Annotated in this window: 19 protein-coding genes; 8 read left to right on the top strand and 11 right to left on the bottom strand. The window is 63.8% G+C overall.

Annotated features, from left to right (window positions below; genetic code table 11):
- Positions 1-28: 28 nt before the first annotated feature.
- Together EN824_RS06045 and EN824_RS06040 are read right to left on the bottom strand one after the other, a co-directional pair.
- Complete coding sequence (locus EN824_RS06045) at positions 29-349, bottom strand: 2Fe-2S iron-sulfur cluster-binding protein (RefSeq protein ID WP_027144910.1); 321 nt, start codon at positions 347-349, stop codon at positions 29-31.
- Between the two features lie 144 nt (positions 350-493).
- The gene (locus EN824_RS06040) at positions 494-862 is read right to left on the bottom strand and encodes an Hpt domain-containing protein (protein WP_135880465.1); all 369 of its coding nucleotides are present in this window, start codon (positions 860-862) and stop codon (positions 494-496) included.
- 274 nt (positions 863-1,136) lie between these two features.
- On the opposite strand from EN824_RS06040, the gene EN824_RS06035 reads away from it, so the two are divergent.
- Both EN824_RS06035 and EN824_RS06030 read left to right on the top strand, forming a co-directional pair.
- A complete protein-coding gene (locus EN824_RS06035) occupies positions 1,137-7,496 on the top strand; it encodes a kinesin (RefSeq protein WP_135931984.1) in 6,360 nt (2,119 codons plus the stop codon).
- A 129-nt stretch (positions 7,497-7,625) separates the two neighbouring features.
- Entirely contained in the window at positions 7,626-8,240 is a 615-nt protein-coding gene (locus tag EN824_RS06030; protein WP_135931983.1) for a 3'-5' exonuclease, read from the top strand.
- 32 nt (positions 8,241-8,272) lie between these two features.
- Here the strand turns inward: EN824_RS06030 and EN824_RS06025 are convergent, their stop codons facing one another.
- The 4 genes from EN824_RS06025 to EN824_RS06010 all read right to left on the bottom strand — a co-directional run bounded on the left by EN824_RS06025 (position 8,273) and on the right by EN824_RS06010 (position 12,350).
- Entirely contained in the window at positions 8,273-8,851 is a 579-nt protein-coding gene (locus EN824_RS06025) for an ABC-type transport auxiliary lipoprotein family protein (protein ID WP_245520948.1), read from the bottom strand.
- 109 nt (positions 8,852-8,960) lie between these two features.
- Complete coding sequence (locus EN824_RS06020) at positions 8,961-10,334, bottom strand: MlaD family protein (RefSeq protein WP_135931981.1); 1,374 nt, start codon at positions 10,332-10,334, stop codon at positions 8,961-8,963.
- A gap of 14 nt (positions 10,335-10,348) precedes the next feature.
- Entirely contained in the window at positions 10,349-11,158 is an 810-nt protein-coding gene (locus EN824_RS06015) for an ABC transporter ATP-binding protein (protein WP_127872567.1), read from the bottom strand.
- A 4-nt stretch (positions 11,159-11,162) separates the two neighbouring features.
- On the bottom strand, positions 11,163-12,350 hold the full coding sequence (locus tag EN824_RS06010) for an ABC transporter permease (protein WP_127872568.1): 1,188 nt from the start codon (positions 12,348-12,350) through the stop codon (positions 11,163-11,165).
- Between the two features lie 77 nt (positions 12,351-12,427).
- On the opposite strand from EN824_RS06010, the gene dgcA reads away from it, so the two are divergent.
- Positions 12,428-13,411 (top strand): N-acetyl-D-Glu racemase DgcA, encoded by a 984-nt coding sequence (dgcA, locus tag EN824_RS06005; protein ID WP_135931980.1) that lies wholly within the window; start codon positions 12,428-12,430, stop codon positions 13,409-13,411.
- On the opposite strand, the gene EN824_RS06000 is transcribed toward dgcA, so the two are convergent.
- Positions 13,382-14,596 (bottom strand): MFS transporter, encoded by a 1,215-nt coding sequence (locus EN824_RS06000; protein WP_135931979.1) that lies wholly within the window; start codon positions 14,594-14,596, stop codon positions 13,382-13,384. The two genes, dgcA and EN824_RS06000, sit on opposite strands and share 30 nt — an antisense overlap.
- A 130-nt stretch (positions 14,597-14,726) precedes the next feature.
- Complete coding sequence (locus tag EN824_RS05995) at positions 14,727-15,542, bottom strand: UDP-2,3-diacylglucosamine diphosphatase (protein ID WP_135928638.1); 816 nt, start codon at positions 15,540-15,542, stop codon at positions 14,727-14,729.
- Positions 15,543-15,661: 119 nt separating this feature from the next.
- On the opposite strand from EN824_RS05995, the gene EN824_RS05990 reads away from it, so the two are divergent.
- From EN824_RS05990 to EN824_RS05975, 4 genes are all read left to right on the top strand, one after another.
- Positions 15,662-16,441 (top strand): SDR family oxidoreductase, encoded by a 780-nt coding sequence (locus EN824_RS05990; RefSeq protein WP_027146364.1) that lies wholly within the window; start codon positions 15,662-15,664, stop codon positions 16,439-16,441.
- A 176-nt stretch (positions 16,442-16,617) separates the two neighbouring features.
- Positions 16,618-18,942, top strand: a complete 2,325-nt coding sequence (locus EN824_RS05985) for an NADP-dependent malic enzyme (protein WP_135931978.1) — start codon at positions 16,618-16,620, stop codon at positions 18,940-18,942.
- A 160-nt stretch (positions 18,943-19,102) separates the two neighbouring features.
- Positions 19,103-19,780 (top strand): outer membrane protein, encoded by a 678-nt coding sequence (locus EN824_RS05980; RefSeq protein ID WP_135864429.1) that lies wholly within the window; start codon positions 19,103-19,105, stop codon positions 19,778-19,780.
- A gap of 143 nt (positions 19,781-19,923) precedes the next feature.
- Positions 19,924-21,126, top strand: a complete 1,203-nt coding sequence (locus EN824_RS05975) for a DUF2865 domain-containing protein (RefSeq protein WP_135931977.1) — start codon at positions 19,924-19,926, stop codon at positions 21,124-21,126.
- Here EN824_RS05975 and gltX read toward each other — a convergent pair.
- Positions 21,044-22,417 carry a glutamate--tRNA ligase gene (gene gltX, locus EN824_RS05970; RefSeq protein WP_127281196.1) on the bottom strand — a complete coding sequence of 458 codons (1,374 nt, stop codon included), beginning with the start codon at positions 22,415-22,417 and terminating at the stop codon, positions 21,044-21,046. The two genes, EN824_RS05975 and gltX, sit on opposite strands and share 83 nt — an antisense overlap.
- Before the next feature lie 157 nt (positions 22,418-22,574).
- Entirely contained in the window at positions 22,575-23,435 is an 861-nt protein-coding gene (locus EN824_RS05965; RefSeq protein WP_245520947.1) for a hypothetical protein, read from the bottom strand.
- Between EN824_RS05965 and EN824_RS35865 the strand changes: the two genes are divergently transcribed.
- Positions 23,385-23,828, top strand: coding sequence for a hypothetical protein (locus EN824_RS35865; RefSeq protein ID WP_245520946.1), 444 nt, complete (start codon positions 23,385-23,387; stop codon positions 23,826-23,828). The two genes, EN824_RS05965 and EN824_RS35865, sit on opposite strands and share 51 nt — an antisense overlap.
- Before the next feature lie 146 nt (positions 23,829-23,974).
- On the opposite strand, the gene EN824_RS05960 is transcribed toward EN824_RS35865, so the two are convergent.
- Positions 23,975-25,780 carry an ABC transporter ATP-binding protein gene (locus EN824_RS05960; RefSeq protein ID WP_135931976.1) on the bottom strand — a complete coding sequence of 602 codons (1,806 nt, stop codon included), beginning with the start codon at positions 25,778-25,780 and terminating at the stop codon, positions 23,975-23,977.
- Positions 25,781-25,984: the final 204 nt, after the last annotated feature.

The following is a 25,984-nucleotide window of genomic DNA, read 5'->3' as shown; positions in this document are numbered from 1 at the left end:
CAGCGGCAAAAATCGCCGATGCAGGCTTTCAGCCCTGACGTTCTGGCACCCGCACGATCAGGCCGTCGAGTGCGTCGCGCACCTTGATCTGGCAAGACAGGCGCGAGTTCGGCTGGACCTCATAGGCGAAGTCCAGCATGTCTTCTTCCATCGCCTCGGGCTCGCCGACTTCGGCCGTCCAGGCCTCGTCGACATAGACATGACAGGTCGCGCAGGCGCAGGCGCCACCGCACTCCGCTTCGATGCCCGGAACGGCGTTGCGAATGGCGTTTTCCATGACCGTCGAGCCGTTTTCGGCATCCACGTCGAAATGTGTGCCGTCATGGGCGATGAAGGTCAGTTTGGTCATTTGTCACCTGAAGGGAGTTTCGCCCGCAACGAAGAGCCTTTCGCCTGGGACGAAAGAGAGTTTCGCCCGAGATAATCACTCCGGCAAACAAGTCAACTGCCGCACGAAAGCGGCGCTCCGTGACGTTTTTGTCGCAAACCGGAATCAGCGATTGATGGCGGCGATGAAGTCGCGCATTTCGTCGATCAGCCGGCCGAGCCGCTTGAGGGTCTGGACGTCCTCCGGACGGCGCTCGATATCGGTGGCGCAATCGGCGATGGCGAAGGCGCCCACGCCGCGTGCCGATCCTTTCAAACCATGAGCCAGCAGCAGCCGGTCCTTGATGTCGGCATCGACTATTTTGTCGCGCACCGACAATGCCTGCTGTACAAACAGCGCCAGCACCTCCTGCTCAAGGGCGCGGTCGCCCATCGTTTGACGGGCAAGGTGTGCCAAATCGACCGGCCGGGACTGCCTCGTTCCCGATACGTCGCCCCCGGGCATTGAGAAGGCAATGCCGCTTTCGCCACGCATGAACTCGAACTCCATTTTCTTCGGCCGCCTGAAAAACTAGGCGATTCCAGTGGACAACGGGTTAATGAATGGCCGGGAAAAATGTTGCGAAAACGGCGCCCAAATCACGGTTCCGTTAACCTTATATTTAAAGTTTTACGTATCCCGCGGAATGCATGTTTTCTTTACCCCCCTGTGTCATTACGATACGAGGGTCCATTTTCAGCCTCCTGCGCGGGGGTAAGATAACCAGAATTATAAGCCCCCGCGGCAGCTAGTACAGGGTAGCGAAGGCATGGCGAAGAAACCAACGACGACCAGAACTCTCGACAGCGACGTAGCCAGGGAACTCGAAAAAGCGCTCGATCTCGACCTGAGCAGCGATACCGACAGCGGCGACCTCGATATCGCGGCTTCGATGGAAGATCTGGAAGCGCAGATATCGCAGGCCGCCGACGAGTTGGCACGCGAGGGACGCAATCAGCAGCCGTCGGCGCCCGTCGTCAATCAGGCTCAGGCCGCAAAGCCCGCGCCAAAGGCCAAGCCGGCCGAACTTCGCCCGGTGGAGACGCGCAATGGTGGCCAGCCCGCTGGTTTCGCGCCAGCCAACGACGATCGCCAGAAAGATTACAAGACCCTTCTGCACAGCCTGAACAGGCGCGCCTCCAACACCATCTACTGGGTCATCGCCTTTGTCTCGCTCGCCTGGATAGCGGGCGCCGGCGGACTGGCCAACCTGCTTTTTGGACCGGGCATCTGGCGGATACGCACGCTGGACCAGTTTTTCGCCCGCCCCGAACTGATCGGCCTCGCGGTCGCGGCAATCGTGCCCGTCATCCTGTTCTGGGCCTTCGCGGCGATGATCCGCCGCGCCCAGGACATGCGCATCGCCGCGCAATCGATGACGGAAGTGGCCTTCCGCCTGACCGAGCCGGAAAACATGGCCCAGGATCGCGTCATGATGATCGGCCAGGCCGTCCGCCGCGAGGTGGCCGCCATGGGCGAGGGCATCGAACGCACGCTTGCCCGTGCCGTGGAGCTGGAAACGCTGGTCCACAGCGAGGTCAACCAGATCGAGCGCTCCTATTCGGAAAACGAAACCCGGATTCGGTCGCTGGTCGACGGACTGGGCAGCGAACGCGAAGCCGTGGTCTCCCATGCCGAACGCGTCCGCGCCTCGATCTCCGGTGCGCACGAGACCTTGCGCGATGAAATCGGCGCGGCAAGCGACATCATCCGCGACAGCATCCTCAATGCGTCGACCAAGCTGTCGATGACGATCACCAATTCCGGCGACACGCTGATCGACCGCATCAATGAAAGCTCGATGTCGATCTTCGACTCGGTGGAAGGCCGGCTCGACAACATCACCGACCGGCTTTCGACCTCCGGCGAGGCTTTCGCCAGCCTGCTCGATACCCGCATCGCCAAGCTGACGGACACCACGGACGGCTTGACTCGCTCGTTGACCGACCTGCTCGACGACCGCACCACCGGCATGGTGTCTCTGCTCGGCGGCGCCGCGCGCACCCTCAATTCCGAGTTCGAGGCCAGCCTCAACGGCATCGAGCGCACCTTGGCCGAACGCGGCCAGGCGCTGATCAGCGAATTTCAGACCCGCGCCGAAGCGCTGGACACCGGCACGCAGAAGCTCAATGCGGCGCTGGAAGCCCGCGCCCGTCAGATCAACGAAACGCTGGTCGAGCGTGCGCGTGAAATCGCCCACACCTTCGCCGAGAGCAAGGACACGCTGTCGGCCATGATCGATCAGGGCAAGACCCAGATCGGCGCCGACATGGCCGACATCGTCACCTCGACCTCGTCCATGCTCGAAGCGCGCGCCAGCGATTTCGCCGGCCGCATGGAGGCAGCCCGCCACGTCGTGTCGCGCTCCTTCGACGCCGACATCCAGAGACTTGCCGACGCCCGCGTCGGTATCGAGGAAGCCGTCGAAAACCACAGCCGCAAGCTTTCCGAGAGCCGCGAGCGCATGGCGGAAGCCATGCAGGCGGACCTGGCGAAATTCGCCGAGGGCCGCGCCGGCATCGATGCCGCGGTGACCAACCAGGTGCAGAAGCTGGCCGAAGGCCGCGGCCTGATAGCGCGTGCGCTCGAAGAAGACCTGCGCAAGGTCAACGAATCGCGCGCCGCCATCGATGCGTCGCTCGGCAGCCACCTCGAAAGGCTGGAAGAAGGCCGCAACCGGCTCTCTCTGGCCCTCAACGAAGACTCTGGTAAATTGGTGCAAGCTCGTACGATCATTGATGAAATGGTCGCCGGACATGTCGGAAAACTGGCTGAAGGCCGCAACATCCTGTCGCGCGCTTTGGAAGCTGATCTCGGCAAATTGTCCGACAGCCGCGCCGACATAGACGGCCTTGTCGCCGGCCAGGTCGAGAAAATCGCCGAGGGCCGCGCGGTGCTCGCCAAGGCGCTGGAAAACGACATTGCCGGTATCAAGAACCTCATCGAGGCGCATTCGGCGAAACTGGCCGAAGACCGCACGCAGCTCGGCCGTTCGCTCGAAAGCGACTTGTCGGGCATACGCGGCCTGATCGACAGCCATTCGGGGCGCCTGGCGGAAGACCGCGGGCTGCTGTCGCAGACGCTTGAAGCCGATCTCGCCAAGTTGGCCGAAAGCCGCGCCAGCATCGACGGGCTGGTCGCCGGCCAGGTCGAGAAGCTCGCTGAAGGCCGCGACATTCTCAAGCGTGCGCTGGAATCCGACCTCAACACCATCAAGAACGTCATATCGAGCCAGTCGGACAAACTTGCCGAGGATCGCGGGCAGCTCTCGCGCGTTCTGGAAGCCGATCTGCAGAACGTGAACAGCGTCATCGCCGACCACATGAACAGGCTGGTTCAGGATCGCTCGACCTTGTCGAAAGCGCTGGAGGACGATCTCGCGAAACTGGCCGAAAGCCGCTCCAGCATCGACGGGCTGGTCGCCGGCCAGGTCGAGAAGCTCGCCGAAGGTCGCGACATCCTGCGCCGCGCATTGGAGGCCGACCTCAACACGGTCAGGAACACCGTTACCGACCAGTCCCAGAAACTGGTCGACGACCGCGCCCAGTTCGCCCGCGCGCTGGAGGCCGATCTCGAAACCGTCAACAGCCTTGTCAACAGCCACTCGGACCGACTTGCCCAGGAGCGTTCGACATTGTCGAAGGCGCTTGAGGCCGACCTCGAAACTGTCGGCAGCCACGTCAACAGCCACACCGAGAGGCTCGCCCAGGATCGTTCGACCTTGTCGAGAGCGCTCGAGGCGGACCTGCTGACCGTTAGCGGCCACGTCAACAATCACGCGGAACGGCTTGTCCAGGAGCGTTCGACCTTGTCGAAGGCGCTCGAAGACGATCTTGCCAAGCTGGCCGAGAGCCGCTCCAGCATCGACGGGCTGGTCGCCGGTCAGGTCGAGAAGCTCGCCGAAGGCCGTGATGTCCTCAAGCGTGCGCTGGAGGCCGATCTTGCCAAGCTGGCCGAGAGCCGCTCCAGCATCGACGGCTTGGTGGCCGGCCAGGTCGAGAAGCTCGCCGAGGGCCGCGACATTCTCAAGCGCGCTCTCGAAGCCGACCTGCAGAGGCTGACCGAAAGCCGCGGCGATATCGACGACATCATCGCCGGGCATGTCGGCAAGTTGTCCGAAGGCCGCAATATGCTCAGCCGGGCGCTGGAAGATGATCTCGGCAAGCTCGCCGAGACCCGCAAGGACGTCGATCGCTCGCTGTCCGGCCATATCGACCAGATTGCGGCCCGGAGCACGGACATTTCCGTCGCCATCGCCGCCGATGTCGACAAGATCGAGCAGGCGTTCAGCCGCCAGACCGGCATCATCGAGGAACGCGCCGGCACCATGGAGCGCGCCCTGTCGACTGGTGTCGACAACGTCCGCAGCGTCCTCGAGAAGAGCGCGGTCTTCGTCGCCGGCGCCTTGCGCGAAAAGGTCCTGGAAGTCACCAGCACGCTGCACGAGCAGGCCGGTGCGGCCTTCAGCGACGCCGATCGCAAGATCGCCGAGCGCGCCGAACAGACGTCCGCCGCCCTGCTGGCACGGGCCGAAGACATTGCCCGCACCTTCGAGGAGGCCGATCGTCGCCTCCACGCCCGCGCGGAAGATACGTCGAACGCCTTGCTCGCCCGCGCCGACGACACGTCCAGCTCGCTGCTGGCCCGCGCCCATGAAACCGCCGATCAGCTCGCCGCTCGCGCTGGCGAGATCGCCGGCACCTTCGACATGACGGACCAAAAGCTCGCCGCCCGTGCCCAGCAGACCGCCGATCAGCTGGCCGCCCGCGCAAGCGAGATTGCCGGCACGTTCGACGCGGCCGACCAGAAGCTCGTCGCCCGGGCCGTGGAAACGGCGCAGTCGCTGGCCGCCCGCGCCGGCGACATCTTGCGCAACTTCGAAAGCGCCGACCAGCGGCTCGGCATGCGAATCGGCGAATCCGCCGAGGCGCTCGCCGCCCGCGCGTCGGACCTTGGCCGCATCTTCGACGCCGCCGACCAGCATTTGGTCTCGCGCATCGCCGAGGGTTCGGACGCGCTGTCCAGCCGGGCGTCCGAAATCGCCCGCATCTTCGACGACGCCGACCAGCGCCTGGTTTCGCGCATAGCCGACAGCACCTCGACGATCGGCGAGCATGCGCAGACCATTGTCGGCGCCTTCGCCAGCACCGAGCAGAGGGTCGCCGATCGTGCCCGCCAGACCGGCCAGGAACTGGCCGTGCATGCGCGCGAAATCGAGCAGGCGCTTGCCGGCGCCGACGAGCGTCTTGCATCGAGCGCGGCGGCCGCGGCCGCCCGTGTCGAAGAGCAGATCGCCGGCGTCGAAAACCGGCTCGCCTACACGGCCGAGACGATGGGCCAGAAGCTCAACGAGCAGGTATCGACCGCCGAGGCGCAACTCGTATCGCGTGCCAATGTGATCGCGGAGACCTTTACCGCGGTCGGCCAGCATATCGGCCAGAGCACCAACGATGCCGCCAAGACGATCGGCGCCAACACCCGCGAGCTCAACACCATGCTCGCGGCGCGGTCCGCCGAGATGTCGAAGATCCTCGACGAAACCGCGCGTCCTTTGGTCGAGCGCTTCACCCAGGGCGGCTCGGACCTGCAAAAGAGCATGGAAGAGGTCACGGAACGCGCGACCGAGAAGCTGCGCAGCGAGAATGCGACCCTGGTCAACGCGCTGGCCAGCCGTACCGCCGAAACCTTGTCGGCGGTCGAAGGCGCCCGTTCGTCGCTGTCCGACAGCGTCGCCGATCTCATCGGCCGGATGACCAAGTCCAGCTCGCAGCTCGGTCAGTTGATCGAGCAGGCCGCGGTCAACCTCGGCGAGGTCGACCAACGTCTGACCGGCAGCACGCAAAGCTTCGCGGCAACCACCGAAAAGGCGGCGCAGACCTTTGCCAGCTCGGCGCGTCTGGTCGATTCGAACACGACAAGGCTGACGGAACTGTCGTCGTCGACCTTGCGTGAGGTCGCCTCGATCGCCACCAAGTTCGACGAACACAGCCGCCTGCTCGCCGGCGCCTCGGACCTCCTGAGCTCGGCCCAGAGCAACCTCGAACACACGCTGGAAAGACAGTCGTCGCTCGAGGATCTCGCCGTTGGCCTGGTCAAGAAGTCGGAAGATCTCGAAAGGGTCATGCGTTCTTTCGAAAACCTCGTCGGCCAGACGCTGCAGAACGCCGAAGGCAAGACGCTGGAATCGGCCGACAAGATCCGCAACGCCATCACCGAGGTCGTCGAGTCGGCAACCAAGCGCTTCGCCGATGCGACCGAGGAAATGCGGCGCACGGCGGGCTCGATCAAGAGCGAGCTCGACCTCACCCGCGCCGAGCTCAAGAAAGGCGTCATCGAGATGCCGGAAGAGGCCAAGGAATCGACCTCGGCCATCCGACGCGCCGTTTCCGAGCAGATCAACGCCTTGAAGGAGCTTTCGGATATCGTTGCGAAATCCGGTCGTGGCGGCGACTCCTCGGAACCGCGTCCCTTGCGTCCGGCGCCGCAGGCACCGGCGGCACGCGCCGCCGAGCCGCCCCGTCGCGCTCCGGCGCCGCAGCAGGCGGATCTGCGCCCGCCGCAGGCACCGCTGGGCGGCGCGGCACTGCGCGGCACGCTCGATCTGGAGCGTCCGGCGGAGCCAGCACCACGCCAGCGTGCCACCGACGCCGGTGCCCGCGCGCCGCAAGGCGGCTGGGTGCGTGATCTGCTGACCGCCGCGTCGAACGATGCCGACCTCAGGCCGGCGGCCCCCCAAGCGCCCGCGGAAGCACCGCGCCCGGCCCCTGCCCAGCGTTCCCCGCTGCATGTCGTGGAATCGCTGAACTCGCTGTCCGTCGATATCGCGCGGGCCATCGATCACGATGCCTCGATCGAGCTGTGGAACCGCTACCGGCGTGGCGAGCGTGACGTCTTCACGCGCAGGCTCTACACGCTGAAAGGCCAGCAGACGTTCGACGAAATCCGCCGCAAGTACCAGGCGGAGGCCGAATTCCGCGCCGCCGTCGACCGCTATTGCGACGATTTCGAGAAGCTGCTCAAGGATGTCTCGCGCAACGACCGCGACAACATCATGGCGCAGACCTATCTCACGTCGGACACCGGCAAGGTCTACACCATGCTGGCCCATGCCAGCGGCCGCCTGCATTAAGCGGTCGCCAAGCCAAAACGAAAAAGGCGGGGGATTTGTCTCCCGCCTTTTTTCTTGAAGGGACTGATCTCGCCACCCGGAAGACGCATCCGTATTTGGTCTCGCTTTTCCGGAACCGGATACTGACTTGTGAAGACGGCAATCATCTTCGACTGCGAGTTTCTCTGCCTTGAGGGCTCACAACGCAGATACTGGTGCGCGGCCCATGACCCGGATCCGGTCATCGCCCAGATCGGGGCTGCAAGGCTCGGCCTCGAAGGCGACTTCCCCGTGCTGGGCACGCACAAGGCCTACATCACGCCGATAGACCGATTCGGCGAGAGATACGCGCTCGATCCGTTCTTCACCGGGCTGACCGGCATCACCGAAGAAATCATCGAGGCCGAAGGCGTCGGGCTGGAAGAAGCCCTTGCGGGCGTCGATCGGTTTTCCGATGGAGCTCGGTTCTGGTCCTGGGGCAAGGACGAACTGAACATGATCGCCATCAGTTGCTATGTCGCGGGCATCAAGCCGCCCATCCCGGCCACCCGGTTCGACAACGCCGTGAAACTGCTGATCGCGGCCGGCATGCCGATCGAGGACCTGGCAAGGACACCGAGCAACAAGCTTGCGCAATATTACGGCGTCGAACACCAGCCATTGCAGGGGCATGACGCGCTAGACGATGCGCTGTCCGTCACCTACACCCTGCAGCACCTGATGAAGACTGGAAAGCTGCGGCCGGACGTCTTCGACCGTCCGTAGCCCGAAAGATGGAACTCCTGCGCGCCTGGCGCTCAGATCACCGAATCGGTCCAGCGGACGATCTGCTTGGCCGCATCGCCGAAGGCCGCGTCGAGCGCGCCGACATAGGCCGGGTTGCCGCTGCCTGATACGGGTGCGGATGCGGTGAAGTTCTTGGAAGCCTTCACTTCGCCGTTGCGGTCGTTGAGCAGGCGCACGAACAGGTCGACCTCGGCATGTTCGCCGCCATTGACGCGGACCTCGAAGGACCGGACCTCGACGATCACCTGATAGTCGATCGCCAGCCCCTCGCCCGGCTTGCCGACGCCGGCAAAGCTGCCCGAGCGCTGGAACGTCTCGGCCAGCCGCGCCTGCACGATCAGCGGCAGGCGGTCGGCCCATTGCGCGCCCTTCAGATACTGGATCGAGCGGTCGGAGGGTTTGATGACGATGTTCTGGCTGTCCAGCGCCTTCAACGCCGAAGGCTGGGCGATCAGGATTTGCTTGCGGCTATGGCCATGCGCGTCGACCGATGGCGCCGACAGTTCGAACGTGTCGAGCGGTGCCGGCTTGCCGCCGAGAGCCGCGCAACCGGCAACCGCCAGGACAACCAGCAGCGCAGCTGATTTCAACCCGCCTGTTCCAAGCCTACTCAACGGCACGCGTGATCCCCGCTGTCCCCGATCGTAAGATCAAACCTGCATTCACGAGCACTGTTCTTGCGGCGGGGCGGCGCCGAAGTCAACGCCGCGCCCTGCCGTCGAACTGACGAACCTCGCCCTCGCCACCCGAAAGGATGCGCTGCGGATTGCGGCTGAGATCCGTCACCGCCTCCTCGATGCGGTTGATCGAGCGGCGGCTGTCCTGCACCAGCGCCTCGACATTCTGCAGCCCCTGGCCCGAGAAGCGCGCCAGATTGTCGGTGATGACCCCAAGGCGGGCGTTCAGCGTATCGGCGACCTGCTTGAAGGATTTCAGCGTATCCCTTGCGTCGGCCATCACGCCGTCGGCCTGACCCGAGCCGAGCAGCTTGTCGACCTTGGCGAGGATGCCGTCGACCCGCACCGAGGCGTCGTTGAGCCGTTGCGCCAATTGCCTGGCGTCCTTGATTGTCTGGTCGATGTCGTCGGCCCGATTGGCGATCTTGCCGGTCACCTCAGCGATATCGGCAGCCGCCTTGTCGGCGTTGTCGCTGGCCTTCTGGATGTTGGCGAGCGCTTGGCGCACCTGCGCCGGGTCGATGCCGTCGAGTACGCCATCGACCTTGGCCAGCGTGCCTTGCGTCTGCTTGGCGAAGTCGTTGACCGATCCGACAGCCGTATCGACGTTCTTGATCACGCCATCCAGCTGCCGCGAGGTTTCCTTGAGGTTCCCCGTCACCGTGTCGACATTGGCAACGATGCTCTTGATCTTGTCTTTGTCGACGGCATTGAGCAGGCCCTCCGCTGCCTTCAACGTGCCGTCGAGCTTGCCTGAAACGCCTTTCAGCTCATCGGACAGCGCGCTGACGGCGGACAAGAACTTGTCGATGCCGTCGGAATTCCTGGCCAGTGCATCGGAAAACGTCCGTACGTTCTGCACGGTCTGCGTCAGCGGCCCGCGGACATCCTTGGTGAAGCCCTCCAGCTCCGTCAGCACCTTGTCGGCGCGGGTAAAGATGTTCTGCGCCGTCTGCAGCAGATTGGTCACGGCCGAAGGATTGGCGATGATCTCGGCGACCTTGCCCTCCTTTTCAGCCTGGTCGAGCAGCTTCACTTCCTTGGGGTCCGCGCCCTTGAGCTCGATATTGGCCTGCCCGGTAAGGCCGGCAAGGCCGATATCGGCCTGCGTCGACTTGGTGATCGGCGTCATCCGGTCGATCTCGGTGTCGGCGATGGCGACAGTCGGATTGTCGACGTCGATATAGACACGCTTGACGTCGCCAACCTTGACGCCGTTGAACAGCACGAAGCTGCCGCGGCCGAGACCAGAGGCCGAGCCCGGAATGCGCACCCGCAGCAGCGTCGTCTCGCCCCTGTCGCCGATCGCGGCCGTCCAATAGACGAAGCCGAAAGCCGCCAGGATCGCAACCAGCGTGAAAATGCCGACAATGACGTAGTTGGCTCTGGTTTCCATTGCTTCACTTATGGCTATGCACGAGCGGCAAGATCAAGTTGCCGTGCGCGTTTTCCGCGGAAATAGGATTTCACCCACGGTTCCTCGCTCTTCAGCATGTCGTCGATAGTGCCTTCGACCAGGACCTTTTTCTTGCCCAGCACCGCCACGTGGTCGCAGGCTGTAAACAGCGTATCGAGGTCGTGGGTCACCATGTAGACGGTCAGATCCATGGTGTCGCGCAGCTTGACGACGAGTTCGTCGAACTCGGCCGCGCTGATCGGGTCGAGGCCCGACGTCGGCTCGTCGAGAAAGACGATGTCGGGGTCGAGCGCCAGCGCCCTGGCAAGCGCGGCGCGCTTGATCATGCCGCCGGAGAGTTCGGAGGGAAACTTCTGCGCCGCATCCGGCGGCAGCCCGACCAGCTCGATCTTGAGCAGCGCCAGCTCGTCCATCAGCTTCCTTGGCAGGTCGAGATATTCGCGCATCGGCACCTGCACGTTCTCCATCACGGTCAGCGCCGAAAACAGCGCACCATGCTGGAACAACACGCCAAGACGCATGTCGATGCGCAGCCGCTCGATGTCGCTTGCCTTGTCGACGTCGACGCCGAACAGTTTGATTGTTCCCGACTGCTTGGGCATCAAGCCCAGAATGGTGCGCAACAGCACGGACTTGCCGGCGCCCGAGGCCCCGACGAACCCCAGTATTTCGCCGCGCGTGATGTCGAGCGACAGCTTGTCGAGGATCAGTTTGTCGTCAATGGCAACGGTGACGTCGTGCACCGAAAGGACGATTTCGCTGTCGACCTCGTCCTTCACCTCGACCCCATTGCCCTTCGCCATCTTGTCAGAACTCGATCGCTGCGTAGAACATGGCGAAAAGCCCGTCGAGGATGATGACGACGAAGATCGACTTCACCACCGAAGCGGTCACGTGCTGGCCGAGCGATTCGGCGCTGCCGCCAACCTTCATGCCCTCGACGGAGGCGATCGTGCCGATGATCATGGCCATGAACGGCGCCTTGATCAGGCCGGCGAAAATCGTGCTGAGATCGATTGCGACACGCAACCGGTCGATGAAGGCAGCGGGCGGGATATCGGAGTAAAGCCAGGCGGCGACAATGCCGCCGCCAAGTGCGGCAAAATTCGCGATGATCGTCAGGCAGGGCAAGGCGATCACCAGGGCAACCAGCCGCGGAAAGACCAGGACGCCGATCGGATTGAGGCCGATGACCTTCAGCGCATCAACCTCCTCGCGCATCTTCATGGAGCCGATTTCGGCAGTGATCGCGCTGCCGGAGCGGCCGGCGATCATGATTGCCGTCATCAGCACGCCGAGTTCACGCAGGATCAGCACGCCGACGAGATCGACGACGAAGATGTCGGCGCCGAAATAACTGAGCTGATAGGCGCCCTGCTGGGCGACGATGGCCCCGACGATCGCCGACATCAGCACCACCACGGGGATAGCGCCGACGCCCATGCGATCGATCTGGTTGAAGATGGCTGCCGGGTTGACCGCATGGCCGCGGCCGAGCTTCATCTGCGCGCCGCGGATGGTGGCGCCCAATATGTTCATCGAGGCGAGGAAATCGTCGCGCATCTCGTAGACGCGCCGGCCAACCGCCTCCAGCGCCCGAATGACAATGTTGGGCGGCCGCGCCGGTCCGGATTCGGGCTCGCGCCGGACGGCTTCGCCGACTGCTTCGAGCAATATGGAAGCGACGTCACTTTGGCCTTGCAGCCGGACCTCGACATTCTTCTTCTCGAAGACGCTGACCAGCCGGTCGATCAGCCAGGCGCCGGCGGTATCGATCTTCTCGATTTTCGAAAGATCGAGCGCCAACGTCTTGAAACCGCTTCGCTTCTCGATCTTGCGCATCTCGGCGTCGATCAGCGCCACGGTCCGTGTCGTCCAGACTCCGGAAAACGCGCAGCCGAGGACGCCACCCTCCTCGCCGACCGCCACGCGCGGGTCGTGATCAGCCCCCGAGGCGGTCGTGCCGCTTGCGTCGCGTTTACCGATGGTCAACATGGCGTCCTGTTTAGCCTGATGGGTCCGACCTTGTCGATTTGCCGACAACCCTTCTCGCATAGCCGGAGCAGAAAAATATGGCGCGTGTCATTTCGGTCGAGGCCGAGCGTTTTCCGATCGCCGGGACCTTCACCATTTCGCGCGGCTCCAAGACCGAGGCCGAGGTCATTACCTGCACGATCAGCCAGGGTGGCCATAGCGGGCGTGGCGAATGCGTTCCCTACAGGCGCTATGGCGAGACCATGGCTGGTGTCCATGACGCGATCCAGGCGATGAGTGACCAGATCGCCGGCGGGATGGACCGCATCGCCCTGCTCGACGCAATGCCTGCCGGGGCGGCGCGCAACGCCATAGACTGTGCCCTTTGGGATCTTGAAGCCAAGATCAGCGGCAATCCGGTGGCGAACGCAATCTGGCCGGACCCGTTGCATCGGCTCGAAACCGCTTACACGCTGTCGCTCGGAGAACCCGAGGCGATGGCGGCGCAGGCCCGCGCCAACGCCGGCCGGCCGCTGCTCAAGGTCAAGATCGGCGGCGACAACGACATCGCCCGCATCCGGGCGGTGAGACAGGCCGCGCCCGAGAGCCGGTTGATCCTCGATGCCAATGAAGGCTGGACCGACGACAACATCGTCGCGAACCTCGCCTTTGCCGCCGAACAGGGCATCGCCCTGATCGAGCAGCCGCTGCCGGCGGGCCGTGACGGCATTCTGCGCCACATCGCGCATCCAGTGCCGATCTGCGCCGACGAGAGCATTCATGAAGCAGGGAACCTCGAATCCCTTGTCGGGCTCTACGATGCCGTCAACATCAAGCTCGACAAGTCCGGCGGGCTGACGGCGGCGCTCACCTTGCGCGACCGCGCTCGTGAGCTGGGTTTCGGCGTCATGGTCGGCTGCATGGTCGGCACCTCGCTGGCAATGGCGCCGGCCGTTCTGCTCGCGCAAGGAGCCGATTTCGTCGACCTCGACGGCCCGCTGCTGCTTGCCCGGGATCGTGTGCCGGGTCTCGTCTACCAGGGATCGCTCGTCTCACCCCCGGACCGGGCGCTGTGGGGCTGAGCGGGCCGCAAGCCCGATCAGCACGAGGCCAATGATCGCGATCGGGATCATCGCCAGGAAGCCATCGACGCCGAGACGGTCATAGAGCGGACCGGAGGCAAGCGTGACGGCGGCCATGAAGAAGCCATTGAAGAAATAGGCGATGCCTTGCGCGGCGCCCGTGCGTTCTTCTGAGACGGTTTCGGCGATCATCTTCTGCAGGCCGATCAGCACCATTGCGACAGACACCGAATGCAGCGACTGCACTGCGAAAAAGCCGCCGACGCCAAGGCCGAGCGGCCACACCAGCGGAAAGGCGATCCAACGCACGATCGAGCCGATGCCGGCAATGAGCATAACCCGGACGACGGGTACGGAGGCGAATATTCGATTGAAAAACAGGAACATGCAGACCTCGGACACCACCCCCCATGCCCATAGCAGGCCGACGACGGAATCGCTGATGCCGATCGATCTCCAATAGATCGAGACGAAGCCATAAAGGAAGGCGTGGCTGGCGGTGATGATGCCGACGCCAAGCGTGAAATAGAGGAAATAGGCATTGAACAGGCCCGGCGCCGCGTGCTGGATTTCCGTCGCCGACAGCGGCGAGGCCTTGCGCGGCTTCCCCAGGCGCGGCGCCATCAGGCCTGCGGCGAGTGCCGCGCCAAGGGCAAGGAATATGATCACCGGAACGGCCCGGGGACCAGTAGCCGCCAGAATGAAGCCGCCCGCGACATTGGCCAGGAGATAGCAGATCGATCCCCATTTGCGCATGCCCGCATAGTTTGACCCGAAGCGGCGCACGCCCGAAAGCGCCAGCGAATCGGCGATCGGCGAATGCGGGGTCCAGACAATGGTCAGCAGCAACGACACCGCCAGCACCGTCGCGTAGGTCGGCGTCAGGAAATACCCCGCGGACAACAGCAGCGAGGCCGCGACGAGCACGACATAGACATCGGCGCGGTCCCTGGCTCGATCGGCAAGCGTGGTCAGCAGCGGTGTCGTCACCACGCGCAGGAACATGGGCGCCGCAAGGATGACGGCGATCTGTTCGGCGTGAAACCCCTTAGCCTGCAGCCAAAGCGGGAAATAGGGCAAATGGGTGCCAAGCGATATGAACAGCGTGCCGAAGATGAGGCTCATGCGCAGCTCAAAACGGCTCGGCTTCACGAGTTGTTCGGGCGAAAGCGGCGGCAGCGGCATGAATCGATCCAATGACGCTGCGCTCAACGACCGGCGAGCAGCGCAAGCCGATCCTTAACATGAGGAAAAACCGGGCGAAACCGGCTGGACCAGTCGATTAACACCAGAAAGTATGGGGCCGGCTTCCGCCTCAGGCGGCCTGCACCACCCTATCCTCGATGAGCATCGGGATGAAGGGCTCGTCAGGCGCTTCAGGCAGCACATGCGCCCAGGTCAGGATCTCCATGCGGCCGTCGAAATGCTCGACCACGGCGGTGCAGCTCTCCACCCAGTCACCGGTGTTGATATATTGCACGTCGCCATAGCTTTCGATGGCGGCATGGTGGATGTGCCCGCAGATGACGCCGTCGACATGCGAGCGTCGCGCTTCCTCGCTGAGCACCGTCTGGAACGAGCCGATGAAGTTCACGGCCTTCTTGACCTTGACCTTGGCCCAGGACGAAAACGACCAGTAAGGCAGGCCGAGCAGCTGACGCAGCCGCGTGATCACCCGGTTGACCTGCATGGCGGCGTCATAGGCATGGTCGCCGAGATAAGCGAGCCAACGCTGGTTGTGGACGACGGTATCGAACTGGTCGCCATGAATGACCAGCAGTCGCCGGCCATCGGCGGTTTCGTGGATGGCGCGGTCGGCCACGACGATGCCGCCGAAATGCACGCCCTGGAACTGGCGCGCGAATTCGTCGTGATTGCCGGCGATATAGGTGATCGAGGCGCCCTTGCGCGCCTTGCGCAGCAGTTTTTGCACGACGTCATTGTGACTTTGCGGCCAGTGCCAGCTGCGCCTCAGGCGCCAGCCGTCGACGATATCGCCGACCAGATAGATGATGTCGGCATCGTGGTAGCGCAGGAAATCGATCAGGAAATCGGCCTTCGCCGCTTTCGAGCCCAAATGGACATCGGAAATGAACATGCTGCGGAAAGTGCGGGGCTCTTGGCCTGACATTGCGGATTCACCCTTGCTTTCGACCAGCCTATGCTCCGATTCATGCAACAACCGTATGACGGTTGCGATTGGTCCAGCGCTGGCGCTAGCCTGCCGGGCAAATCAAAGGAGAAATCGTCATGGATCTTGGTATCCGCGGAAAGAAGGCCATCGTCTGCGCTTCGAGCAAGGGGCTCGGGCGTGGCTGCGCCATGGCGCTGGCCGAGGCAGGCTGTGACATCGTCGTCAATGGGCGCAATGCGGAGCTGGTCGCCAAAACCGCCGCGGAGCTGCGCCAACGCCATGGCGTGACGGTGACGGAAGTCGTCGGCGACGTTTCGAAGCCGGAGGTACAAAAGGCGTTGCTCGCTGCCTGTCCGGAACCCGACATCCTCGTCAACAACAATGGCGGGCCGCCGCTTCGCGATTTCCGCGAACTCGATCGTGGAAAAATCCTCGAAGGCGTTACTCAGAACATGGTGACACCGATCGAACTGGTGCAGGCGGTCATCGACGGCATGGCGGCGCGCGGCTTCGGGCGCATCGTCAACATCACCTCGCTGTCGGTCTACGTCCCGATCCCCGGCCTCGACCTCTCATCGGGTGCGCGCGCCGGCCTGACGTCGTTCCTTGCCGGCGTGGCGCGCACGGTGATCGAGCGCAACGTGACCATCAACAGCCTGCTGCCGGGCAAGCTCGACACCGACCGGCTGCGCGGCCCGCACGAGGCCGGCACGCCGGAGGATCCCAAGGCGGCCGCGGCGCGCAAGACCCGCATCAGCGCCGACGTACCGGCCAAGCGGCTGGGCACGCCGGAGGAATTCGGCCAGATCTGCGCCTTCCTGTGCTCTGTCCATGCCGGCTATCTGACCGGACAGAATATACCCGTCGACGGAGGCCTCTACGTTAGCGCGTTTTGACCGGCGAGCCTGCGAAGCAGCGCAACCTGATTTCGCATGAAACATCCGTAACAAACTGATAAATAATGGATTTTGACGCGCCGGCATTTAAAGCTGCCGGCGCGTCAATTAGCGTCGTGAAAAACCTTGGCCTCATGCTAAAAGGACTCCCGAAGCAGGTTTCGAGGAGCGGCCGCATGGAAGGCGAGAACAAGAAAACGGCACGTTCGGACCTCGACGAAGCCGCCCTCTACTTCCACAAGCATCCTACGCCGGGAAAGCTCGAGATCCAGGCGACCAAGCCGCTCGGCAACCAGCGCGACCTGGCGCTCGCCTATTCGCCTGGCGTCGCCGCCCCTTGCCTCGAGATCCGCGACAATCCCGCGACTGCCGCCGACTACACGGCGCGCGCCAACCTGGTCGGCGTCGTGTCGAACGGGTCGGCCGTGCTCGGCCTCGGCAATATCGGGCCGCTGGCCTCCAAGCCGGTGATGGAGGGCAAAGCGGTCCTGTTCAAGAAGTTCGCCGGCATCGATGTCTTTGACATCGAGATCGACGCGCCGGAAATCGAGCGCATGGTCGAGACCGTCGCGGCTCTGGAACCGACCTTCGGCGGCATCAACCTCGAGGACATCAAGGCGCCGGAGTGTTTTGAGGTCGAGGAACGCCTGAAGGCTCGCATGAGCATACCGGTGTTCCATGACGACCAGCACGGCACCGCCATCATCGTCGCCGCCGCCGTGCTCAACGGGCTGGAATTCGCCGGCAAGACCATTTCGGAGATCAAGGTCGTCACCTCAGGCGCCGGCGCCGCCGCCCTCGCCTGCCTCAATCTGCTGGTTTCGCTCGGCGTGCGCGTCGAGAACATCTGGGTCACCGACCGGTTCGGCGTCGCCTATAAGGGCCGTGTCGACGAGATGGACCGCTGGAAAGACCCCTATGTAAAGGACACCGAGGCGCGCACGCTGGCCGACGTCATACCGGGCGCAGATGTTTTCCTCGGCCTCTCCGCCGCCGGCGTGCTGAAGCCGGAACTGCTCCAGCACATGGCGTCGAAGCCGTTGATCCTGGCGCTGGCCAATCCCAATCCGGAGATCATGCCGGAAGTGGCGCGGGCGGCGCGTCCCGACGCCATGATCTGCACGGGCCGATCCGATTTTCCCAATCAGGTCAACAACGTGCTTTGCTTCCCCTACATCTTCAGGGGCGCGCTCGACTGCGGCGCCAGCGCCATCAATGAGGAGATGAAGATGGCGGCGGTGCGGGCGATCGCCGCCCTTGCCCGCGAAGAACCGTCCGATGTCGCCGCGCGCGCCTATTCCGGCGAGACGCCGGTCTTCGGCCCGGAGTTCCTGATCCCCTCGCCCTTCGATCCGCGTCTCATCCTGCGCATTGCGCCGGCGGTGGCCAAGGCAGCCTGCGACACTGGCGTGGCGACGCGGCCAATCGCCGACTTCGCCGCCTATATCGACAAGCTGAACCGCTTCGTCTTCCGCTCCGGCCTGGTGATGAAGCCGGTGTTCTCCTCCGCCAAGGCTTCCAGCGCCAAGCGCGTCATCTACGCCGACGGCGAGGACGAGCGTGTCCTGCGTGCCGCCCAGGTTGTGCTCGAGGAAGGCATCGCCGAACCGATTCTGATCGGCCGCCCACATGTCATCGAGGTCAGGCTGAAGCGTTACGGCCTGCGCATCAAGCCCGGTGTCGATTTCGGCCTGATCAACCCGGAGGACGATCCGCGCTACCGCCACTATGTCGACCTCCTGATCGAACTCGCCGGCCGCCGCGGCGTGACGACGGAGGCCGCGCGCACCATGGTGCGCACCGACAACACCGTGATCGCGGCGCTGGCGCTGAAGCGCGGCGACGCCGACGCCATGATCTGCGGCCTCGAAGGCCGTTTCGAGCGGCATCTGCGCAACGTCACGCTGATCATTGGGCCGCGCACCGGCATCAAGGACCGGGACCTGTCGACCCTTTCCATGCTGATCTCGCAGCGCGGCATCATCTTCCTCACCGACACTCACGTCTCCGTCGACCCCACGGCCGACGAAATCGCCGAGATGACCGTGCTGGCGGCCGAGGAAATCCAGCGCTTCGGCATAGAGCCGAAGGCGGCGCTGCTGTCGCATTCGGATTTCGGCTCGCGCGATTCGCCCAGTGCTCTGAAGATGCGTCAGGCCGCAGCCATTCTGGCGCGCATCGCGCCGGAACTGCAGTGCGATGGCGAAATGCACGCCGATTCTGCCTTGTCGGAGCATTTGCGCCAGCGCGTCTATCCGCATTCACGCCTGAAGGGCGAAGCCAACCTGCTGGTGTTCCCGAACCTCGATTCGGCCAACATCACGCTGACGGCGCTGCGCGCCATGATGGATGCCCTGCATGTCGGCCCCATCCTTCTCGGCACCGACAAGCCAGCGCACATATTGACGCCCTCGGTGACCTCGCGCGGCGTGGTCAACATGACGGCGCTGGCCGTGGTCGAGGCCGCGCACAAGGCGCAGGCCGTCGCCAATCTGGACTGAACGGGCTCGCGCGACCCGATTGATCCAGCCTCGCGTGGGCGGATGAAGTGTTGCGAGCCCACAACTCTTAACCGAGAAATCCCGCACTGGACGAATGCCGATTTCACGGAACGGATCAATTTGATATGGTCAGGCCGTCTGACTAGGCCGTGAGAATGTCATGAGAGCCCTGTTGCTCGCTTCGACAATGCTGATTGTGACCGGCGCAGAGGCGTTTGCCGCCGACGCCATCGGGTCGGAGCCGACCGTGCATGACTGGTCCGGCGTCTATGTCGGCGGGCATCTCGGCTATGGTTTTGGCAGCACAGACGCGACCTACAACCTGCCAAACACGCCAACGATCCGGGGCACGCAGGATTATGACACCGACGGCTTTCTGGGCGGTGTCCAGATCGGCTACAATTACCAGGTCAATTCCGCGGTTCTTGGAATCGAGGCCGATATTTCGGGCGCCGATATCAAGGGACATTCCGACGAGATCAATGTCGGCGGAGGTGATGTCTACGACACCAAGGTGGATTGGTTCGGAACGATCCGCGCCAGGGCGGGCTATGCTTTCGACAGCACCCTTGTCTACGGGACTGGCGGCCTTGCTTTCGGAGGCGTCGAAAACCAATATCTCGACGGACCCGCCAACAGCTATTCCGAAAAGAACACCAACGTTGGCTGGACGATTGGCGCAGGGCTGGAGCAGGCAATCACCGATCATTGGTCGGCAAATGCCGAATATCGATATGTCGACCTGCGGGACCAGACGATCAACTACGCGCCCAACTCCAATACGACCTTCGACAATACGTTCAGTACCGTCAGGATCGGGATGAACTACAAGTTCTGACGGCCGGCCATGCCCATTGCCGCGGCTGACGGGCACCATCGAATGCGCGCCGCTTTTCAGCCGACACAAGATGACTTCCGAAATGGACGATTAACCGCGAACGGCGTAGCCTTGGCCATTACTGGCAAGCGGGATCGAGGCGGATGGCAAGCGGAGGTTTGAAGCAGGCGCATGCTGCCGTGCTGCTCGGCCTCCTGCTGTCCGGCGCGGCGGTCAGCGAGCCGCAGGCCGCTTCGCGGGTCTGCCGTCAACTGGAGGCTGACCTCGCCGCGACCTCACGCGGCGGTGGCGGAGGCCCGGCATTGGTGCGGAAATACGACGCCGCGATCGAAAGGCAGCGCGACCAGATCTCGAAGGCTCGCGGTCAGGCGAGCAGCGCCGGTTGCGGGTTCTCGCTGTTTTCACGCAACATCAACCAGTGTGCCGGGCTGAACGCCACCATCGAGCGCATGAACGCCAATCTCGACAGTCTACAGGCCAAGCGTGCCCAGCTCGCCGGCGGCGGCTCACGCCGCGACCGCGGCCGCATCCTGGCGGCGCTCGATGCCAATGACTGCCGTGACGATGCGGTGGGGCCCCGTCGCGCGCCTCCGCAGGAAGCCAATCGTGAAGATGGGGACAATGCCAACCTCTTCGACCAGCTTTTCGGCGCCGACAACCGGCGGATCGATACCTTGGACCAGCCTGACGATTCGGGCGAAGAAAGCGATGTCAGCCGCGTCCTGAACCAGCCCGGCATTCCGGACGTTGCGGGCAGCGGCGGCGAATTCCACACCAGTTGCGTGCGCACTTGCGACGGCTATTTCTTCCCCATGTCGAACGCCGCCTCGGCCGGCGATTTCGAGCGCGACCAGAAGAATTGCGAATCGGCCTGCCCCGGTACCGAGATGCAGGTCTTCTATTCGCGCGGCATGGACGACGATTCGGCATCGATGACGTCATCGGTCACCGGCAGGCCCTACGGCGAGTTGCCGACCGCCTATCTCTACAAACAGCCCAACATGTCGCGGCCACCCGCTTGCGGCTGCAATGCCGCGCAGAATTTCCAGATCATTGGCGGCAACTCGCCAAGCCAGCAACAATCACAGCCCGAACCGGACGCGGCGCCGTCTGTTCCGGTACCGGCCTCGAAGCCCGATCCGGGTGCCGACCCCGAGACCCTGGCCAACATGCAAGGCGGGCTCGACCGTGAAGCCATCAAACGTCTTTCGGCCAGGCCGGTGACACCGCCCGTTTCGGCCCTGCCCCCGGAACAGCGCAAGGTCAGGGTCGTCGGGCCAACGTTCCTTCCCGACCCATCAGCGGCAATAGATCTGCAAGCTCCGGCCCCGAAGACCGTCCAGTAAGGGCAAGCCTGAGCGGCATGAACAGCGCCTTGCCCTTGCGGCCGGTCGCTTCCCTGATCTTGCCGGTCCAATCCTTCCAGACCGTCCCGTTCCACGGCTCCTCAGGCAGGAGATCGAGTGCCTGGTGCAGAAAATCGCGGTCGTCATCGGAAAATTCGGGCATCTCCTGCGGCCCTTCGCGCAGGACACGCCACCAGGCAATCGCATCAGCCAGCCGGTCGAGATTGCCGCGCACCGCCAGCCAGAACGGCTCGGCGTGTTCGCCGGAAATACCCAGCACCATCAACCGGTCCCGCGCCTCGGCGAACGGCATACGGTGCAACAGCACCCGGTTGAGCACGAACAGCTCGGCCGGATCGAACTTGGACGACGATTTCGAGGTCGCGGCCGGGTCGAAATGGCCGGCGAGTTCGGTCAGGTCATGCGCGGCCGCGACATTCTCCGATGTGCCGACCAGCACGGCCAGCGAAGCGACGGCCATCGGCTCGATGCCATCCTCGCGCAGGCTCTCGATGGAAAGCGCGCCGGTGCGCTTCGAGAGTCCCTCGCCCGAGACGGTGGTCAGGAGATTGTGGTGGCCGAAAACGGGCGGCTCGGCGCCCAGCGCCTTGAACAGGGCGATCTGCACGCCGGTGTTCGTGACATGATCGTCGCCGCGGATGACGTGGCTGATGCCCATCTCGATATCGTCGACGACGGAGGGCAGCGTGTAGAGATAGGTGCCGTCCTCGCGCACCAGCACCGGATCGGACAGCGAAGCCAGATCCACCGTCTCCTCGCCACGCACCAGATCGTCCCAGTGGATCTCGGTGCGCTCCGGCTGCAGCGGATCGCTGGAGAAATTGGGCAGCAGGAAACGCCAGTGAGGCCGGCGCCCGTCGGCCTGATATTCGGCCACCTGCTCCGTCGTCAACGCCAGTGCCTCGCGGCCATAGACTGGCGGCAAGCCTCGCGTGCGGCGCACCTTGCGCCTGAGGTCGAGTTCTTCCGGCGTTTCGTAGCAGGCGTAAAGGACACCCGCAGCCTTCAGCCGCTCGACCGCAGCGTCATAGATTTCGAAGCGTCGCGACTGATACTCGGTGGCATCCGGGAAAATGCCCAGCCAGTGCAGGTCGTAAAGGATGGCGTCGGCGAATTCCTGCTTCGAGCGGGCGACGTCGGTGTCGTCGAAGCGCTGGATGAAACGGCCCTTGTTGTTGAGGGCAAACAACCAGTTGAACAGAGCGGTGCGCGCATTGCCGATATGGATGCGGCCGGTCGGTGACGGGGCGAAACGAACGGTAACTGTCATGAGCGGGGCGTACCGGATGCCTTTGTGATTGACAAGATGCGCCCCCGCGCCGTGCCGCAGACATAGAACATGGCGGCTGGAATGAAAAGACCGGGCCGGGGCGCGCCTCAGGCCGCGCATGGCCGGCGGCGCCCCCGACGAGGTAAGTCGAAGGCGATCAGCGGCCGAAGTCGTCGGAACTGAGGCGGGTCCAGCGGTCGCCCATCAAGCCGCCGATAGCGATGTCGCCGGAGCGGACCGCCTCCGTGACCTCGGCGATTCGCGAGCGGACCATCGTCCCCCCGGCATAGCGGAAGATGAGATTCCTATAACCGAAGAGGTGGGACATGAACCTGCCCTGGGTCTGCCCGCTGATGCCCACGCAGCCCATATCCCGCGCTGCGGCGACAAGGCCATCCAGCGTCGCGCCCCAGTGAGGTGCGGACGCCTGGATTTGCAACAGGTTCGCCATGTCGCCGGCTTGACCGTAGAAGGCATAGCAGCCGAGCATCCTGCCGGTTCCGTCGTAAGTCCCGCCAAAATGAAGCGGGCCGTCGGCCCGCTTCTCGGCCGCCAATGCGAGCAGCCGCGGCAGCTCGCCATCCCTCCAACTCGGCCGAAGAGCGTAATCCGACAGGAGGGCCGGCAGCCGCTCGGCAAATTGCGCGGCATTGATCGGCTCGGCATGGACCCGATGCGACGATGAAGGCTGGACGGGCGCTTCGAACCTTCGCTTCGTGAGAGCATCGAACGCCCTCGCGCAGGGTTCGAGTGCAAGGCGAGGCAGGCGGGGCCATTTGCGGTGCAGTGCGGCGGCCGCCATCGCGGCTGGCCGGAAGATATAGGTCCATCCCAGACAATGGACCGGCAGGAGCTGGTATTTCATCGGCCGCGCGAAGGCCAGGGATACCCGGTTGGCCGAATCCGTCAGCTGCAGATCGAATTCGCCTTGATGCAAGGCGCGCAGCAATTGCGGTCCGGCCGAGCCGTGATCGGCGCCAGGGTCGGCCATGAACGGACCGATGATCGCCGCATTCAATGCCGCTCCGTTGAGTTCGTAACGGGTTTTCAGAACGCCGAGGAACCCACCCAGATCGCCCTGCGGATTGATCTGGACAAGGGCACTGCTCTCACCGGACTGGCCGGCAGGGTCAAGATAGATCTTTCTCATATACTCGGCCGTCTCCGCGATCGCGCGATCGAGGAGGTGACGGCGACGCCGGCGAAACTGCGTCAGGAAGAGTGCGGCGACGCGTTCGAGATCTTCGGCGGCGAGCGGCCGAACCGAGCCGTGCTGAGATCCCAGCACCGATGGCGCAGCCACCTTTTCCACGCCAGTAGTTCCGGAAGCAAGATGCATTTCGAAGACCGCTTGGGTTGCTTTTTCAGCATACAACAACCAAAAGTAGAGGCAACGAATCTCGGTCGGTAACGTAAACAGACACCGCGATCTCGATATATGAAAAAGGACTTCGCAGGCGGATTTGCTTAGCCGGCATATGCCGGGTGACAGGGGCTCGGACGTCTCGCAGCGCGTGATGGAGATGGCCTCCAGCCTAAGCCGGAGGCCATCTCGGGTCAGACCATGAGGCCCTTGGTCAGTTCCAGCGCCTGGCGCTCGAACAGGCGGCGGTAGATGCCGCCCTTCAGGCGGATCAACTCGTCATGCGAGCCTTCCTCGACGATCTTGCCGCGATCGAACACCAGCAGCCTGTCGAGCGCCCTCACCGTCGAAAGCCGGTGCGCGATGACCAGCGTCGTGCGGCCGACCATCAGCCGTTCCATCGCCTGCTGGATCAGCACCTCCGATTCCGAATCGAGGCTCGATGTCGCCTCGTCCAGGATCAGGATGCGCGCATCGGCCAGGAAAGCGCGGGCGATCGCCACGCGCTGACGCTCGCCGCCCGACAGTTTCACGCCACGCTCGCCGACCAGCGTGCCATAGCCTTTCGGCAGGTTGGCGATGAAATCGTGCGCGCTCGCCAGTCTCGCGGCATGCTCGATCTCCTCTTGGCTGGCGCCTGGCCTGCTATAGGCGATGTTTTCGGCCAGCGAACGGTGGAACAGGATCGGTTCCTGCTGGACGATGGCGATCTGGCCGCGTAGCGACGCCTGGGCGACCTGCGAGATATCCTGGCCGTCGATCACTATCTTTCCCGCGTTCACGTCATAGAGCCGCTGGATGAGCTTGACGAAGGTGGTCTTGCCCGAGCCCGAGTGACCGACGAGCCCGACACGTTCACCCGGTGCGATATCCACCGAAAAGTCGCGATAGAGCGGCGACCGGTGATTGCCGTAGTGAAAGGTGACGTTGTCGAAGGCGATGTGGCCCTGCGTGATGGCAATCGGTCCGGCGCCAGGCCGATCTTCAATGCCGAGCGGTTCGGACTGGAAATCGACCAGTTCCTCCATGTCGTTGATCGAACGCTGCAAATTGCGGATATGCGTGCCGATATCGCGCAAATAGCCTTGCAGCACGAAGAACGAGGTCAGCACAAAGGCGACATCGCCGGCGCTCGCCTGTCCCCACGACCACAGCATCAGCGCCAGGCCGATCACCGCGGCCCGCATGACCAGCAGCAGCGCCCCTTGCGTGGTGCCGTTAATGGTGCCGCGCACCCAAGTGCGCCGCGTGCGCGCACGCCATTTGGCAACCACCCTGGCGAGGCGGCGCTCCTCGCGCTCCTCGGCGCCAAAGCCCTTGACCACGGCGTTGCAGCTCACCGCGTCGGCCAGCGAGCCACCCAGCCGCGTATCCCAGGTGTTGGCAAGTCTTGCCGCCGGCGCCACATAGCCAAGCGACAGCATCGCCGTCACCATGATGAACAGCACGGAGCCAGCCGCGACCACCGCGCCCATCAGCGGCCAGAACCAGCCGAGCAGCAGCGTCGAGCCTAGGAGCATGACGACGGACGGCAGCAGCGCGATCAGGATGGTGTCGTTGAGCAGGTCGAGCGCCCACATGCCCCGCGTCACCTTGCGCACGGTCGAGCCGGCAAACGAGTTGGCATGCCAGTCGGTGGAAAAGCGCTGGACGCGATGGAAAGCGTCCGCCGCGATGTCGGCCATCATCTTCAGAGTCAATTCGACGATCGCCATGAAGGCAAGGTTGCGCAGCACGACGCCGGTGAGCGCCAGCGCCATCAGAATCAGGAATGCCGTCATCGCGGCATTCCAGGCAATCGCGTCCGCGCCGGCGCTGCTGGCGACGGCATCGACCAGCCGGCCGGAATAGAGCGGTGTCAGCACGTCGGCCATCGTCGACAGCAGGAAACCGCCCATGATCAGCGAAAGCCGCCAGGGCTGGCGCCGCCAATGGATGAGCGTGAACCCAAGAACACTGCGAAAGGCGCTGGCGCGCAAATCGATCTTAAAACGAGCCATGATGTCATTCGGGCGCAAACGAGCCCGATCCCAGTAAGGTCGAAAATTGATAAACCGCGCCGGGCAATTGCCCATGAATGCGGAGGTTCGGCTATGGTTGGTCGCCCGCCCAATGGGCGGCGACCGGCAGCGGTAAATGCCTTTTCTGCGTCCGGAATGGTTCCGATATTTCGGAACACCGGCGCAGCCCTAGGCTTCGCGGCC

Origin of the sequence: Mesorhizobium sp. M8A.F.Ca.ET.181.01.1.1, assembly GCF_004792025.1 — a bacterium.
GTDB lineage: Bacteria > Pseudomonadota > Alphaproteobacteria > Rhizobiales > Rhizobiaceae > Mesorhizobium.
The sequence above is the reverse complement of the archived record's forward strand: the minus strand, read 5'-3'. Positions and strand labels throughout refer to the sequence as shown.

Bases quoted from the DNA above. Each gene is read 5' to 3' on its own strand.
- EN824_RS05975 (WP_135931977.1), top strand. From the start codon at position 19,924: ATGGCAAGCGGAGGTTTGAAGCAGGCGCATGCTGCCGTGCTGCTCGGC.
- EN824_RS06035 (WP_135931984.1), top strand. From the start codon at position 1,137: ATGGCGAAGAAACCAACGACGACCAGAACTCTCGACAGCGACGTAGCC.
- EN824_RS06015 (WP_127872567.1), bottom strand. From the start codon at position 11,158: ATGGCGAAGGGCAATGGGGTCGAGGTGAAGGACGAGGTCGACAGCGAA.
- gltX (WP_127281196.1), bottom strand. From the start codon at position 22,417: ATGACAGTTACCGTTCGTTTCGCCCCGTCACCGACCGGCCGCATCCAT.
- EN824_RS05985 (WP_135931978.1), top strand. From the start codon at position 16,618: ATGGAAGGCGAGAACAAGAAAACGGCACGTTCGGACCTCGACGAAGCC.
- EN824_RS06010 (WP_127872568.1), bottom strand. From the start codon at position 12,350: ATGTTGACCATCGGTAAACGCGACGCAAGCGGCACGACCGCCTCGGGG.
- EN824_RS05990 (WP_027146364.1), top strand. From the start codon at position 15,662: ATGGATCTTGGTATCCGCGGAAAGAAGGCCATCGTCTGCGCTTCGAGC.
- EN824_RS06000 (WP_135931979.1), bottom strand. From the start codon at position 14,596: ATGCCGCTGCCGCCGCTTTCGCCCGAACAACTCGTGAAGCCGAGCCGT.
- EN824_RS05980 (WP_135864429.1), top strand. From the start codon at position 19,103: ATGAGAGCCCTGTTGCTCGCTTCGACAATGCTGATTGTGACCGGCGCA.
- EN824_RS06040 (WP_135880465.1), bottom strand. From the start codon at position 862: ATGCGTGGCGAAAGCGGCATTGCCTTCTCAATGCCCGGGGGCGACGTA.
- EN824_RS05960 (WP_135931976.1), bottom strand. From the start codon at position 25,780: ATGGCTCGTTTTAAGATCGATTTGCGCGCCAGCGCCTTTCGCAGTGTT.
- EN824_RS05995 (WP_135928638.1), bottom strand. From the start codon at position 15,542: ATGTCAGGCCAAGAGCCCCGCACTTTCCGCAGCATGTTCATTTCCGAT.
- EN824_RS06020 (WP_135931981.1), bottom strand. From the start codon at position 10,334: ATGGAAACCAGAGCCAACTACGTCATTGTCGGCATTTTCACGCTGGTT.
- EN824_RS06045 (WP_027144910.1), bottom strand. From the start codon at position 349: ATGACCAAACTGACCTTCATCGCCCATGACGGCACACATTTCGACGTG.
- dgcA (WP_135931980.1), top strand. From the start codon at position 12,428: ATGGCGCGTGTCATTTCGGTCGAGGCCGAGCGTTTTCCGATCGCCGGG.